The 14,066-nt window shown below is 68.9% G+C and carries 12 protein-coding genes; 3 read left to right on the forward strand and 9 right to left on the reverse strand.

What is annotated here, in order from left to right:
* Positions 1-25: 25 nt before the first annotated feature.
* Positions 26-1,441, forward strand: coding sequence for a class II fumarate hydratase (fumC, locus tag ACYVKA_RS16260; protein ID WP_394277174.1), 1,416 nt, complete (start codon positions 26-28; stop codon positions 1,439-1,441).
* Positions 1,442-1,489: 48 nt separating this feature from the next.
* Here the strand turns inward: fumC and ACYVKA_RS16265 are convergent, their stop codons facing one another.
* The 4 genes from ACYVKA_RS16265 to ACYVKA_RS16280 are packed head-to-tail and all read right to left on the reverse strand — an operon-like array spanning position 1,490 to position 5,265.
* Positions 1,490-2,095 carry a response regulator gene (locus ACYVKA_RS16265; RefSeq protein WP_460707018.1) on the reverse strand — a complete coding sequence of 202 codons (606 nt, stop codon included), beginning with the start codon at positions 2,093-2,095 and terminating at the stop codon, positions 1,490-1,492.
* A complete protein-coding gene (locus ACYVKA_RS16270) occupies positions 2,092-3,339 on the reverse strand; it encodes a sensor histidine kinase (RefSeq protein ID WP_460707020.1) in 1,248 nt (415 codons plus the stop codon). The genes ACYVKA_RS16265 and ACYVKA_RS16270 overlap by 4 nt, the downstream gene beginning before the upstream one ends.
* 28 nt (positions 3,340-3,367) lie before the next feature.
* Positions 3,368-4,222 (reverse strand): ABC transporter permease, encoded by an 855-nt coding sequence (locus ACYVKA_RS16275; protein ID WP_460707022.1) that lies wholly within the window; start codon positions 4,220-4,222, stop codon positions 3,368-3,370.
* A gap of 50 nt (positions 4,223-4,272) precedes the next feature.
* Entirely contained in the window at positions 4,273-5,265 is a 993-nt protein-coding gene (locus tag ACYVKA_RS16280) for an ABC transporter ATP-binding protein (protein WP_460707024.1), read from the reverse strand.
* A gap of 199 nt (positions 5,266-5,464) precedes the next feature.
* Between ACYVKA_RS16280 and lepA the strand changes: the two genes are divergently transcribed.
* Positions 5,465-7,309, forward strand: a complete 1,845-nt coding sequence (lepA, locus tag ACYVKA_RS16285; RefSeq protein ID WP_460707026.1) for a translation elongation factor 4 — start codon at positions 5,465-5,467, stop codon at positions 7,307-7,309.
* A 72-nt stretch (positions 7,310-7,381) separates the two neighbouring features.
* On the opposite strand, the gene ACYVKA_RS16290 is transcribed toward lepA, so the two are convergent.
* From ACYVKA_RS16290 to ACYVKA_RS16310, 5 genes are all read right to left on the reverse strand, one after another.
* A complete protein-coding gene (locus ACYVKA_RS16290) occupies positions 7,382-8,887 on the reverse strand; it encodes an alanine/glycine:cation symporter family protein (protein WP_460707028.1) in 1,506 nt (501 codons plus the stop codon).
* A gap of 136 nt (positions 8,888-9,023) precedes the next feature.
* A complete protein-coding gene (locus tag ACYVKA_RS16295) occupies positions 9,024-9,554 on the reverse strand; it encodes a rhomboid family protein (protein ID WP_460707138.1) in 531 nt (176 codons plus the stop codon).
* 146 nt (positions 9,555-9,700) lie between these two features.
* On the reverse strand, positions 9,701-10,516 hold the full coding sequence (locus tag ACYVKA_RS16300) for a carbohydrate ABC transporter permease (RefSeq protein ID WP_394277182.1): 816 nt from the start codon (positions 10,514-10,516) through the stop codon (positions 9,701-9,703).
* Positions 10,516-11,439 (reverse strand): carbohydrate ABC transporter permease, encoded by a 924-nt coding sequence (locus ACYVKA_RS16305; RefSeq protein ID WP_460707030.1) that lies wholly within the window; start codon positions 11,437-11,439, stop codon positions 10,516-10,518. The genes ACYVKA_RS16300 and ACYVKA_RS16305 overlap by 1 nt, the downstream gene beginning before the upstream one ends.
* Positions 11,439-12,737: an ABC transporter substrate-binding protein gene (locus ACYVKA_RS16310; protein ID WP_460707032.1), complete on the reverse strand. Its 1,299-nt coding sequence runs from the start codon at positions 12,735-12,737 to the stop codon at positions 11,439-11,441. The genes ACYVKA_RS16305 and ACYVKA_RS16310 overlap by 1 nt, the downstream gene beginning before the upstream one ends.
* Before the next feature lie 66 nt (positions 12,738-12,803).
* Here ACYVKA_RS16310 and hemW point away from each other — a divergent pair, with 66 nt between their 5' ends.
* On the forward strand, positions 12,804-14,009 hold the full coding sequence (hemW, locus tag ACYVKA_RS16315; RefSeq protein ID WP_460707034.1) for a radical SAM family heme chaperone HemW: 1,206 nt from the start codon (positions 12,804-12,806) through the stop codon (positions 14,007-14,009).
* Positions 14,010-14,066: the final 57 nt, after the last annotated feature.

Below are 14,066 nucleotides of genomic sequence, written 5' to 3' on the forward strand. Positions count from 1 at the left end.
TGGCGGCACTTCATAGGCTGGAGACATGAGCAACCAGAACCGGACGACCCGAACCGAGACCGACAGCATGGGCGAGATCCAGGTGGACGCCTCGCGCCACTGGGGCGCCCAGACCGAGCGCAGCCTGCACCACTTCGACATCGGCCGAGAGACCTTCGTGTGGGGACGTCCCATGGTCAAGGCCCTGGGCGAGCTGAAGAAGGCCGCGGCGCGCGCCAATGCCGAGCTGGGGGAGCTGCCCACCGACATCGCCGAACTGGTCGTCAAGGCCGCCGACGAGGTCGTCGCCGGCGCCCTGGACGAGGACTTCCCGCTGGTGGTCTTCCAGACCGGCTCGGGAACGCAGTCCAACATGAACGCCAACGAGGTGATCAGCAACCGGGCCATCGAGCTGGCCGGCGGCGAGATGGGCAGCAAGAGCCCCGTCCACCCCAATGACCACGTCAACCGTGGCCAGAGCTCCAATGACACCTTCCCGACCGCGATGCACGTGGCGGTGTGCACCCAGCTGACCGCCGAGCTGTACCCCGGTGTCGGGCAGCTGCGCGACACGCTCGCCGCGCTGGCCGAGGAGCACCAGGACCTCGTGATGGTGGGCCGCACCCACCTGCAGGACGCCACCCCGGTGACCTTGGGCCAGGTGATCGGTGGCTGGGTGGCCCAGATCGACGAGGCGCTGCAGGCCGTGCACTTCGCCGACGAGCAGACCCGCGCCCTGGCCATCGGCGGCACCGCCGTGGGGACCGGCCTCAACTCCCACCCCGACTTCGGCCCCCGCACCGCCTCCTTCCTCAGTGAGCAGACAGGCATCGACTTCCGCCAGGCCGACGACCTGTTCGCGGCGTTGAGCGCCCACGACGCCCTGGTCACCCTGTCGGCCGCGCTTCGCACCCTGGCCGGGGCCCTGTTCAAGATCGCCAATGACGTGCGCTGGTATGCCTCCGGCCCGCGCGAGGGCATCGGCGAGCTGCTGATCCCCGAGAACGAACCGGGCAGCTCGATCATGCCGGGCAAGGTGAACCCCACCCAGTGTGAGGCCCTGACGATGGTCTGCGCGAAGGTCTTCGGCAATGACGCGACGGTGGCCTTCAGTGGCTCGCAGGGCAACTTCCAGCTCAATGTCTACAAGCCGGTGATGGCCTGGAGCGTGCTGGAGTCGATCCAGCTGCTGGCCGATGCCTGCCGCAGCTTCGAGGAGCACTGCGCCCGGGGCATCGAGCCCAATCGCGAGGTGATCGCCGAGCACCTGGACAGTGACCTGATGCTGGTCACCGCCCTCAACCGCCACATCGGCTATGACAAGGCGGCCAAGATCGCCAAGACCGCACACAAGCAGGGCAGCACCCTCAAGGAGGCCGCCGTCGAGCTGGGCCTTGTCAGCGCCGAGGACTTCGACCGCTGGGTGGTGCCGATCGAGATGACCCGCCCCAGCGCTGGCTGAGCCACCTGCCAAAGCCGTCACCAGCGTAGGCGCGACCAGCGGCAGGGCTCAGATCCAGCCCTGCCGCTGGGCGCGCTGGATGGCCTCGTGCCGATTGCTGGTGCCCAGCTTGGCCACCGCACTGGACAGGTAGTTGCGCACCGTCCCCGGCGACAGGTGGGCGCGCAAGGCGATCTCCTCGACCGGCGCCCCGTCCGCAGCCAGCTCCAGCACGTCGGCCTCGCGCGCCGTCAACGGTGAGTCGCCGGCCGCCATCGCCTCAGCGGCCAGCTGCGGGTCGACGTGGCGCCCGCCGGCGGCCACCTCCCGGATCACCCGGGCCAGGGTGCTGGCCGCCACCGTCTTGGGCAGGAAGCCCCGCACGCCCGCCGCGAGTGCCTTCTTCAGGTGTCCTGGACGGCCGTGGCCAGTGACGATGATGCAGCGGCAGTCCGGCTGTTCCCGCAGGATCTCGACGGCGGCGTCGATGCCGTCGAGGCCCGGCATCTGCAGGTCCAGCATCGCCACGTCCGGCTGGTGATGGCGGGCGGCCGTGACGGCCTCCTGGCCGCTGGCAGCCACCGTCACCACCTCCACGTCGTCCTCCAGCTCCAGCAGTGAGACCAGGGCGTCGCGGATCAGCGTCTCGTCGTCGGCAACCAGCAGGCGGATCATCGTTCTCCTTCGGGGGCAGCGGCCAACGGCAGTGTGAAGGTCACCACGAACTGGGATCCGTCGCTGGCGGTCTCGATCGTCCCACCCAGCGGCGTGATCCGTTCGGCCAGGCCGACCAGTCCCGAGCCGGCGCCGTGGCGCGTCCGTCGGGCCCCGTCATTGGTGACGGTCAGCCGCACCCGGTCACCGGCCTCAAGGGCAATGGTGCACCAGGTCGCCTCGCTGTGCCGCACCACATTGGTCACCGCCTCCCGCAGCGCCCAGCCCAGCGCCTCCTGGTGTGGCGCGTCGATGGTGGCGACGACCGACTCGCCACTGACACGGGTGCTCACCCCGCTGGTGCCCAGGATCGCGCGGGCGCCGGCCAGCTCGGTCGCGAGCTCCGCACGCCGGTAGCCGGCCACGACGGCGCGCATCTCCTCCAGTGCCTCGCTGGCCACGGTGTGCACCGACTCCATCTCGGCGACCGCCCGATCGGTGCGATCCCGGCGCACCAGCTCGGCGGCGAGCTGGCTCTTGAGGGCGACGGCCGACAGGCTCCGGCCGACGACGTCGTGCAGGTCGCGGCTGAAGCGCAGGCGCTCCTCTGCGACGGCCAGTCGGGCGGCGGTGGCGCGGGCGGCCTCCAGCTCGGCGACGACGCCGAGCATCCAGCCGGACAGCCGGCAGGTGTAGACGAGGCTGCCGATCACGATGCTGGGCACCAGGGCCAGCACGAGGGCGGTGAAGGGATCCAGGCCACGCAGCAGCACGATGAGCAGCGGTAGGCCGATCAGGGCGCAGAGCAGGACGATGGTCTGGCGCCGGTCGAGCAGGCAGGCCAGCACGCAGGCCGGGGCGATCACGCTGCTGACCGCGATCGCGTGCGGGGTTCCCCAGCTCACCTGCGGGACGATTGGCACGAAGAGGCTGGCAACCAGGAGGGTCACCACCACTGGTACCGACAGGCTGAGCCACTGGAGGCGGGTGGGAACTGCCCTGCCCAGGAAGACATCGAGGGCGGGTCCGAGCCAGGCGACGGCCACGACCGCGCCGACGACGACCAGTGCACCGATCGCCAAAAGCAGTGGATCGGGGGTGGCCCGCGCCACCTGGGCGAGGCCACTCAGCGGCAGCATGGGACAGATCAGCAGGACCAGTGCCGTCGAGGCGCGGGTGTAGCGGTGGAAGCGCTCGGTGGACGTGCTGCCGAGCAACCGGTTGGACAGTCCGGTTGCTCGGCGGGCTGGCGTGTGGGGGTTCACGAAGCCGATCCTGTCACCTGTCGGGCCGTCACCGGCGGGGCTCCCACGCCATGGTGCGGCGCAGGTACCAGCCGCAGGCGATCGTCCAGGCCACCATCACGCCCACCGGCTGCGCAGCTGCCGCCCAGGTCTCGGCCAGGCCCAGGTGGCGTCCGTCCATCGTGGTGCCGTTGAGGCCGAGCATCACCAGCTCCGAGACCGGGACCACCGGCAGCAGGTGCATCAGCGACTCGACGCGCTCGGGCATCGACGAGAGGGGCACGACCATGCCCGAGATGCCCATGAAGAGCAGCACGCCGGGCATCGTGGTGAGCTGCGAGGCCTCGACCGTTCGGGTGGAGACGCCGGTCTGGAAGGCGCAGATGGAGAAGAAGGCCGCCCCCAGGCCGAGCCCGACGAGCACCAGCAGGGGATTGGTGAAGGCGGGTGCGCCGAAGGCGGCGCAGGTGGCGGTCAGTACCAGGACCGCCTGCACCACCAGCACGAGGACATTGGGCAGGGCGACGCTGGCCAGGATCTCGGCGGGGTGGCTGGAGCCGGAGCGTAGCCGCTTGAGCACCAGTGACTCGCGACGGGCCACCACCGCGGTGGTCAGGTTGTAGTAGACGGCCAGGCTCAGGCCCATCAGCACCAGCGTCGTGGTGATCATGGTGGCCAGGCCTCCCTGCGGCATGGACTCGGCCAGCGTCTTCACCATGGGCAGGTTCATCAGCATCAGCACCATCAGCGGCGCCATGGCGACGGCATAGAAGAAGGCGACCTTGTTGCGCAGCAGCATGCGCATCTCGGCGGTCGCCATGCCCGTGAGGCGACGAAGGCTGCGGGCGACGGGGGAGGGAAGGCCCTGGGCGGGGGCGTCGTGGGTGGCAGGTGCGGTGGTCATCGTGAAGTCCTCCGGTGCGGTGTGGCTGGGTGGTCGTGGGTGGCGGGGGCTCAGGCGGCCGAGCGGGGTGCGTCGGCGTTGTCGGCGATCGACAGGAAGGCCTGTTCGAGGGTGGCGCTGCGGGCGTCGAGCCGGTCGAGGGTGATGCCGTGGCGTCCGGCGCCGGCCATCAGGGCCGTGAGGCTGGCCTGCAGGTCGCGGGTCTCGATCTCGACGTGCTGGGCATCGCCGACGCTGCGAAGGCGCGGGGCCTGGGCCAGGGCGGGCAGCTGCGCCAGGTCGAGCAGCTCGGACTGGGTGGTCTCGAAGCTGATGCGGGCATTCTGGCTGGCCAGGATCTGGGCGACGGTGCCCTCGGCGGCGATCTGGCCGTGGTCCATGATCGCCAGGCGAGTGGCGAGCTCCTCGGCCTCGGCGAGGTAGTGGGTGGTGAGCATGACGGTCGTGCCGTCGTCGAGCAGTGAGCGGACCAGCTGCCAGGTCACCTGGCGGCTCTGCGGGTCCAGGCCGGTGGTGGGCTCGTCGAGGAAGAGCAGTTCGGGACGCCCCATCAGGGCCAGCCCCAGGTCGAGGCGACGCTTCTCGCCGCCCGAGAGGCTCTTGACCATGACACCGGCACGGTCACTGAGGTGCACGTCGGCCAGGACGCTGGCGACGGGCCGCGGCGCGGTGAGGGTGGAGTGCCACAGCCCGGCGGTCTCAGCGACGGTCAGGTCGTCGTTGAAGCCGGCCTGCTGGAGCATGATGCCGATCCGTTCGACGATGCGGCCGCGCTGGGCAAAGGGATCGTGGCCCAGGACGCTGACACTGCCCCCGGTGGCGGGAGTCAGGCCCTCCAGCACCTCGAGGGTGGAGGTCTTGCCGGCGCCATTGGTGCCGAGCAGGGCGAAGAGCTCGCCGCGTCGCACAGTGAGGTTGATGCCACGCACCGCCTCGAAGCGGGCCTTGCCGCGGCCGTGGTGGCGGCGCAGGCCGTGGGCCTCGATCACGGTCTCGGAGGTGGCGCGGAGGTCAGCGGTGGGCTGCGGGAGGGTCGTCGTCATGTCTCCATGCTTTCGCCGTGACGACCGCGGCGGCAGTGCGCAGCCTCACCAGTTCGGGATGACAGATGTCATGTGCTGCCGGCCGTGGCCGCCGCAGATGTGACAGGACGTGGGCCCATGAGATGATGGACCGTCGCCGCGCTGCCACTGCTGCACCTGCGCGACACCACCATCACGCACCACGACGACGGGGAGTGTCTTGAACACGCCACAGCCTGGATCGACCGAACCGGCGATCATCCGCAACTTCTGCATCATTGCGCACATCGACCACGGCAAGTCCACGCTTGCCGACCGGATGCTGCAGATGACCGGCGTCGTCGAGCAACGCGCCATGCGCGCCCAGTACCTCGACCGGATGGACATCGAGCGCGAGCGCGGCATCACCATCAAGAGCCAGGCGGTGCGCATGCCCTGGCAGGTGGGCGGCACCGACCACGTGCTGAACATGATCGACACCCCCGGGCACGTCGACTTCACCTATGAGGTCTCGCGCTCGCTGCAGGCCTGCGAGGGTGCGCTGCTGCTGGTCGACGCCGCCCAGGGCATCGAGGCCCAGACGCTGGCCAACCTGTACCTGGCCATGGAGGCCGACCTGACCATCATCCCGGTACTGAACAAGATCGACCTGCCGGGTGCCCAGCCGGAGAAGTATGCCGCCGAGCTGGCCGGCCTGATCGGCTGTGACCCGTCCGACGTGCTGCTCTGTTCCGCAAAGACCGGCGAGGGCGTCGCCGAGCTGCTCGACCAGATCGTCGCGCAGATCCCGGCACCGAAGGGTGATGCCCCGGCCCCTGCCCGTGCGCTGATCTTCGACTCGGTCTACGACACCTACCGCGGCGTGGTCACCTACGTCCGGGTGGTCGACGGTGAGCTGCGCCACCGCGAGAAGATCCGCATGATGTCGACCAGGGCGACGCACGAGGTGCTCGAGGTCGGCGTCATCTCGCCCGAGCCGCTCAAGTCCGAGGCGATCGGCGTGGGCGAGGTGGGCTACCTGATCACCGGCGTGAAGGACGTGCGCCAGTCGCGCGTCGGCGACACCGTGACCATCGACTCCCGTCCCGCCACCGAGGACCTGGGCGGCTACCGCCCCCCGGTCCCGATGGTCTTCGCCGGCCTCTTCCCGATCGACGGCAAGGACTTCCCGGTGCTGCGCGAGGCGCTGGAGAAGCTGCAGCTCAACGACGCCGCCCTCACCTACGAGCCGGAGACCTCCGGCGCGCTGGGCTTCGGCTTCCGCATCGGCTTCCTGGGCCTGCTGCACATGGAGATCACCCGTGAGCGCCTGGAGCAGGAGTTCAACCTGGACCTGATCTCCACCGCGCCGAGCGTGGTCTACCGCGTCGTCATGGAGGACGGCAAGGAGTTCCGCGTCACCAACCCGTCGGAGTACCCCGAGGGCAAGATCCAGGCGGTCTACGAGCCGGTGGCCAAGGCGACGATCCTGGCCCCCAGCGAGTACATCGGCACCATTCTGGAGCTGTGCCAGGCCAAGCGGGGCATCCAGACCGGCATGGACTACATCAGCGAGGACCGCGTCGAGATCCGCTACGTGCTGCCGATGGGCGAGATCGTCTTCGACTTCTTCGACGCGCTCAAGAGTCGCACCAAGGGCTATGCCAGCCTCGACTACGACCCGACCGGCGAGCAGGCCGCAGACCTGGTGAAGGTGGACATCCTGCTCAACGGCGACCCGGTGGATGCCTTCAGCTCCATCGTCCACAAGGACCGCGCCTACGCCTATGGCGTGGCGATGGTGGGCAAGCTCAAGGAACTGATCCCGCGCCAGCAGTTCGAGGTGCCGATCCAGGCCGCGATCGGTTCGCGGGTGATCGCCCGCGAGAGCATCCGCGCCATCCGCAAGGATGTGCTGGCCAAGTGCTACGGCGGCGACATCTCCCGCAAGCGCAAGCTGCTCGAGAAGCAGAAGGCCGGCAAGAAGCGGATGAAGATGGTCGGCTCGGTGGAGGTGCCGCAGGAGGCCTTCGTCGCGGCCCTGCAGACCGGCGAGGGCGGCAAGGACGCCAAGGACAAGAAGTAGTCGACCGAGTGCTCCGGACATGACGAGGGCCGCCACCCGATCGGGGTGGCGGCCCTCGTCATGCCCTTGGCCTCAGCGGGCAGAACTGGCCGAGCCGGTCTCCGGGTGGAACCACTTGCCGGCGGCGTGCCCGTGACGCGCGTGCCAGACCTCGCCGGGGATGTCGTCGGCGACATAGTCGTTGTGGTCGAGGTCGAAGCTGGCGGTGACCGCGTCGGGTTGCGCCTCGAAGTGCCTCATCGTCTGGATCGCCTTCTTGCCGAGGAAGGCCAGGGCGACGAGGTTGGTGAGCGCCATGGTCGTCATCGCCACATCGGCGAGGTCCCAGACGAAGGACAGCTCGGCCACCGCGCCCAGCACCACCGAGGCGACGGTGAGCAGGCGGATGAAGACCGCGCCGGGCTTGCCGCCCTTGAGGAAGTCCATGTTGATCTCGGCATAGGACTCGTTGCCGATCAGCGTGGAGTAGACGAAGGTCAGCAGGATGATCGAGAAGACCGGTCCCACCCAGCCGCCGAGCGAGAACTCCAGGGTGCGCTGGGTGAGGGTGGCGCCGGCCTCGGCCTTGGTGGTGACGCCGGGTGTGTAGAGCGAGGGGTCGGAGAGCATGATCACCAGGGCGGTGGCGGTGCAGACCAGGATGGTGTCGACGAAGACGCCGAGGGACTGGATCAGGCCCTGGTGGGCGGGGTGGCTGGTGGTGGCGGCAGCGGCGGCATTGGGAGCCGATCCCTCGCCGGCCTCGTTGGAGTACAGGCCGCGCTTGATGCCGTTGAGCATGGTGGCAGCCAGGCCACCGGCGGTACCGGACAGCGCCTCGTCGAGGCCGAAGGCGCCCTTGAAGATCTGCATGAACATGCTGGGAACCTCGGGCAGGTTCACCGCGATGACGGCCAGGGCGAGCAGCAGGTAGGCCAGCGCCATCAGCGGCGCCATGTACTCGGTGGCCTTGGCGACCGACTTCACGCCGCCCATGACGACGGCGGCGGTGGCGGCGGCCAGGGCGAGCCCGGTCCACAGCGGGGCGACGTGGTAGGTCTGCTGCATCACCTGGGCGATGGTGTTGGCCTGGACCATCTGGTACGCGAAGCCGAAGGTGAACAGCAGGAAGACGGCGAACAGGATGCCCAGCGGACGCGACTTCATGCCGCGCTCCATGTAGTAGGCCGGGCCACCGCGGAAGGTGCCGTCGGTGTGCGGGATCTTGTAGAGCTGGGCGAGGGTGGCCTCGACGAAGGCGGTGGCCATGCCGAGCGAGGCCATCACCCACATCCAGAAGATGGCACCCGGGCCACCGAGGGCCAGGGCAATGGCGACACCGGCGATGTTGCCGGTGCCGACACGGGAGGACAGCGAGATGCAGAAGGCCTGGAAGGAGCTGATGCCCTCCCCAGCGCCGGTGCGGGAGCCGAGGGCGATGCGGAACATGGTTCCGATGCGGCGGAACTGCAGTCCGCGCGTCCAGAGGGTGAAGATGATGCCGGCGATGATGATGGCGACGATCAGGACCCAGCTGAGCTGGGTGTTGAGCCATCCGACGGCGGAGTGGACGTGGTCCATCACCTGGGAGATGTCCATTGGGGATCCTGCCTGTTCGGGCCGGGCAGGCGACGGGCCCGAACGAGTGGGGACAGGTCGCAGCAGCCGCGGCGGTCAAGGAGACAATTTGACCACACCGCCGGGCCGCCCGCGCACTTCGGCGCGGGCATCCTGCTCAGCGTGCGAGGTGGCGACGGGCACCGCGGGCGCTGGCCAGTCCACCGACGGCTCCGCCCAGGTGGGCCTGCCAGGAGATCCCGGGCGTGCTGGGCAGCACGCCCCACAGGATGCCGCCGTAGACGATGAAGACGCCGATGCCCACGAGCACCTGCACCAGGTTCCTGCTCCACAGCCCCCGTGCCACCAGGTAGGTGAGCCAGCCGAAGACGATTCCCGAGGCACCCAGGGTGAGGGTTCCGGGAGGGCTGAGCAGCCAGGCAGCCAGGCCGGAGGTGAGGGCGACCACCAGGGTGGTGGCGAGCCACCGTCGCAGGCCGGACAGGGCGACCAGGAAACCGAGCACCAGCAGCGGGCCGGAGTTGTTGACCAGGTGCTGCCAGCCGTGGTGCAGCCAGGGCGCCGTGGCCAGTCCCCACAGCCCCTCGAGGCTCCAGGACTGGATGCCGAAGCGGTCGAGGGCATTGCGGCTGGTGGTGTCGACTGCCTCCAGGACCCACATGATCCCCACCGGCACGGCGGCGAGCATTCCGGAGCTGCGGACCCGTCCGCGCGTGGCGGTCGCGCCGCTGGCCGGGGGCGTGACGGGAAGGTGCTGGCGGTGGCCGTTCATGCCCCAAGTGTGCGTCATGTGTCCAAGCGCGGCATGGCTGGTCGTTCGGGAATGGAGGTGGCTCAGCGCAGGCCGGAGGTCTCCACGCCCTGTACCAGGTAGCGCTGCAGGAAGAGGAAGACACCGACCACGGGCACCACCGAGACCAGGGCTCCGGTGAACAGCACCGGATAGTTGACGCCCTGGCTGGTCATGAACTGGCTCAGCGTCACCTGGGCGGTGCGGGTGTTCTCCCGCGAGACGAGCAGCGGCCACAGGAAGGCATTCCAGCTACCGATGAAGGTGATCGTGCCCACAGCACCGATGATGCCCAGCGAGTTCGGCGCGACCACCCGCCAGAAGCTGGTCCACGGGTTGGCGCCGTCGATCAGGGCCGCCTCCTCGAGCTCCTTCGGGAAGCCCAGGAAGGACTGGCGGAACATGAAGGTGGCGAAGGCGCTGAACATGCCCGGCACCACCAGTCCTCGGAAGGAGTCGATCCAACCGAACTGGGCGGTCATCACGAACATCGGGATGAAGGTCACCGCCGCAGGCACCATCAGGGTGAAGACCGTCAGCCCCAGCAGCAGGCGGGCCAGCCGTCCGCTGTAGCGGGCCAGACCGTAGCCGGCGAGCAGTGCGACCAGCACGGTCAGGGCCGTCTGGCTGATCGCCATGATCGCCGAGTTCAGCAGCGAAGGCACCATGCCGACAGCGTCGTCGGCGAACAGCGCCCGCAGGTTGGTGCCGTCCAGCTGGTCGGGCAGCCACTGCCACTGCGGGGCGACGATCAGCTGCTGTGAGGCGAAGGCATTGCGCACCAGCACGTAGAAGGGCAACAGGAAGAGCACGGCCAGCGGCACCAGCACCAGGTAGCGCCACCACAGGGTGCGACGCATCAGCCCACCTCCTTGCGTTCGGAGCGGGTGACCAGCCAGTTCTGTGCCAGTCCGAAACAGACGATCAGCGCGGTGATGATCATGGTTCCGGCGCCGCCCAGACCGAGGTCCTGCTGGCCGCCGCCCAGGCTGATCAGGTACAGGTGCACCAGCGGCGGGCGTCCGTAGGGCGGGTAGGAGCCCATCGAGCCGAGCACGTTGAAGAACTCGTCGAAGGCCTGGAAGGCGCCGATCAGCAGCAGCATCAGCACCGCGACGCTGGTGGAGCGCAGCTGCGGCAGGGTGATGTGGCGGATGCGTCGCCAGCCGGTCGCGCCGTCGAGTGCCGCCGCCTCATAGGTCTCGACGGGGATGCGGTTGAGCCCGGCGATGAACAGGATCATGTAGAAGCCGGCCTGCAGCCACAGCCTGAGGCTCACCAGCACCAGCCAGTACCAGGAGTTGGTGCCGCCCAGCCAGTTGACGTTCTCGCCGCCCAGCTGGCGCAGCACAGAGTTGGCCAGGCCGAAGCGGGTGCCGCTGAAGAAGGCCAGCCGCCAGATCATGGCCGCCACCACATAGCTGACGGCGGTGGGGATGAAGAAGACCGAGCGGAAGAAGGCCTGCCCGGTCTTGATGCCGTCGAGCAACAGGGCCAGCCCCAGCGAAGCGCAGTAGGTGGCCGGCACGATGAAGGCCGCAAAGCCCACGAAGGTGAGAATCGATGAGCGGAAGAGCGGGTCGCCCAACAACTGGCGGTAGTTGGCCAGCCCCACGTAGTGCGTCGGCGTGACGGTGTTGCGGGCGTCGAAGAAGGACAGGTAGGCGCTCCACACAATCGGGACGTAGACGAAGACCAGCAGTCCCGCGATGAAGGGAGCGGTGAAGGCGAGCAGCCACCCAGTCTGTCCCTGGTGGCCCCCCAACCGTCGGCGGAACGGCATCAGCCCTTGATTCGCTTGAGTTCCGAGGCGACGACCTTCCCGACGGTGGCGAACTCGGTGGCGGGATCGGCCTTCTTCTTGATCACATTGCTGACCGCGGCGTTGAAGGCCTCGCCCATGGCACCCGACCACAGGATGTGGCTGGCGGGACGGCCGTTGGCGGTGAAGATCTGGGCGGCGTCGGCGCCGGGTCCGCTGGCCAGCTTGGTGCACTGCGGTGCCAGGGCAGGCTGGGAGGGGACGTGGGTGCCGTAGTTGTTGGCGAAGTCCACCTGGTACTCGGCCTGGTCGACCCACAGCCACTTCACATAATCCTTGGCCGCCTGGACATTGCTGGCCTTGGCGCTGACACAGGCGCCGAAGGCACCGAACATGGTGGCCTGGGTCCCCTTGCTGCCGATTGCCGGGAAGGGGATGACGCCGAAGTCGTCACCGAGCACCTTCTCGATGTCGGTCATCGACCACAGCCCGCCCCACTGCATGGCCGTCTCGCCATTGGCGAAGGCCGATCCATCGAACCAGTCCTTGCTGGCGCTCTGCAGCAGGTCGCCGGAGTTGAACAGCTCGCGGTACTTCACCAGGGCCTGGTAGAAGCTCTCGTCGAGGAAGCCGGCGCCGGTGCGGCCCTGGTTCAGCCAGTCATTGCCCGAGGCGTAGAGCAGGGCGGTGGGGATCGGGCCGATGCCGTCATTGCCGACGAACAGACCGCCGACGTCCTTGGTGCGCACCTTGGCGGCGGCTGCGGCGAGCTCTTCGAAGGTGGTCGGCGGCTTCACGCCTGCCTTCTCCAGCAGGCTCTTGCGGTAGTAGAGCAGGTGCATGTCGGCGACCTGCGGGATGCCGTAGATCTTGCCCTCGTAGGTCATGCGCTCGATGAGCTCCTCGTCGAAACGGCCCTTGGCGGTGCCGACGACGTCGGTGAGGTCGGCCACCTGGCCAGCCTTGATCATGTCGATGCTGGGGCCCATCTCGGCCTCGAAGACATCCGGAACGTCCTCGGTGAGCAGCGCGGCACTGAGCAGCTTGGCGTAGTCGCCCACATTCCACTTCACCTGCACGTCGGCCTTGTCATAGGCGGCGGCGTACTTCTTGACGGCCTCCTGGGTGCCTGCCTCGCCGTACTCGTGGTACCAGTGCTTGAGGGTGGGCTTGTTTCCGCCCGCGGCCGAGCCGGAGCCGCTGGGGGTGCTCGACGAGCCGGCGTCGAGTCCTCCCGAGTTGCTGCCGCACGCGGCGAGGGTGCTGGTGGCCACGGCAGCGCCGGCCAGGGTGAGGAAGTGTCGACGCGAGAAGTTCATGGGCTGATCCTAGGCCCATTCACCACGCCGCGCCGTGGCCTTGCAGATGCCGGATAGCCTGTCGTGGTGGCTTCCACCCTTCCCGACGGAGTACCCGTCCCCAGCGACGGTTCCCTGCCCGGCGCAGCCCTGGCCGAGGTGCCGGCGACGCCGCTGAGCGTCTACGTGCACGTGCCCTTCTGCTCCACCCGGTGTGGCTACTGCGATTTCAACACCTACACCTCCAATGAGCTGCAGGGCACCGGCACCGCCGACTACCTGGCGGCCGCCCACGCCGAGATCGAGATGGCCGGGCGGGTGCTGGCAACTGCCCCGGCAGCGTCGACGGTCTTCTTCGGGGGTGGCACGCCGACGCTGCTCAGCGGTGCTGAGCTGGGCGGCTTGCTGGGTCACGTCCGGGAGGTCTTCGGGCTGCAACCGGGGGCCGAGGTCACCACCGAGGCCAATCCCGAGACCGTCACCCCCGAGCTGCTCGACCAGTTGTTAGAGGCCGGTTTCACCCGCATCAGCCTGGGCATGCAGTCCTCGACGCCGTCGGTGCTGCAGGTGCTGGAGCGCCGGCACACTCCCGGCCGGGCGCTGGAGGCGGCGCGGATGGCCCACGCCGCCGGATTCGGTGACGTCAGCCTCGACCTCATCTATGGCACGCCTGGGGAGAGCCTGGACGACTGGCGCCGCAGCCTGGACGACGCGCTGTCGGCCGAGCCCGAGCACATCAGCGCGTATGCCCTGATCGTCGAGGACGGCACCCGCCTGGCCAACCAGATCCGTCGGGGCCAGGTGCCGATGACCGATGACGATGACCTGGCCGACAAGTACCTCGCCACCGAGGAGCTGCTGGTGGCCGCGGGTCTGCAGAACTATGAGGTGAGCAACTGGTCCCGGGGCCCCGAGCACCGGGCACGGCACAACATGGCCTACTGGCTGGGCCACACCTGGTGGGGCATCGGGCCGGGCGCGCACAGCCATGTCGGCGGAGTGCGCTGGTGGAACGTGAAGCATCCACGCAGCTATGCGACAGCCCTGGCCGAGGGCCGCACGCCCGGCGCCGGGCGCGAGCTGGTGGCCGCCGACGACCGTCGCATCGAGCGGGTGCTGCTGGAGCTCCGCCTGGCCGACGGCCTGCCGCTCGAGGTGCTCACCGACTCCGAGCGCGCCCGTGTCGACGGGGTGCTGGCGCGCGGACTGGGGGAGGTGCGCGACGGCCGCCTGGTGCTGACCCTGCAGGGCCGCCTGCTGGCCGACGCGGTGGTGCGCGACCTGCTGGACTGAGCGTCCGGCAGCGCTGGCTGTGCTGCGGGGCCAGGCTCGGCCGTCGGCGGTACCGGG

It is taken from the genome of Luteococcus sediminum (assembly GCF_054783495.1).

What these genes read in the sequence shown, in the direction of transcription:
- fumC (WP_394277174.1), top strand. Translation starts at nt 26, where the DNA reads ATGAGCAACCAGAACCGGACGACCCGAACCGAGACCGACAGCATGGGC.
- ACYVKA_RS16265 (WP_460707018.1), bottom strand. Translation starts at nt 2,095, where the DNA reads ATGATCCGCCTGCTGGTTGCCGACGACGAGACGCTGATCCGCGACGCC.
- ACYVKA_RS16275 (WP_460707022.1), bottom strand. Translation starts at nt 4,222, where the DNA reads ATGACCACCGCACCTGCCACCCACGACGCCCCCGCCCAGGGCCTTCCC.
- ACYVKA_RS16280 (WP_460707024.1), bottom strand. Translation starts at nt 5,265, where the DNA reads ATGACGACGACCCTCCCGCAGCCCACCGCTGACCTCCGCGCCACCTCC.
- ACYVKA_RS16290 (WP_460707028.1), bottom strand. Translation starts at nt 8,887, where the DNA reads ATGGACATCTCCCAGGTGATGGACCACGTCCACTCCGCCGTCGGATGG.
- ACYVKA_RS16295 (WP_460707138.1), bottom strand. Translation starts at nt 9,554, where the DNA reads ATGCTCGCCGCCGTGCCGGTGGGGATCATGTGGGTCCTGGAGGCAGTC.
- ACYVKA_RS16300 (WP_394277182.1), bottom strand. Translation starts at nt 10,516, where the DNA reads ATGCGTCGCACCCTGTGGTGGCGCTACCTGGTGCTGGTGCCGCTGGCC.
- ACYVKA_RS16305 (WP_460707030.1), bottom strand. Translation starts at nt 11,439, where the DNA reads ATGCCGTTCCGCCGACGGTTGGGGGGCCACCAGGGACAGACTGGGTGG.
- ACYVKA_RS16310 (WP_460707032.1), bottom strand. Translation starts at nt 12,737, where the DNA reads ATGAACTTCTCGCGTCGACACTTCCTCACCCTGGCCGGCGCTGCCGTG.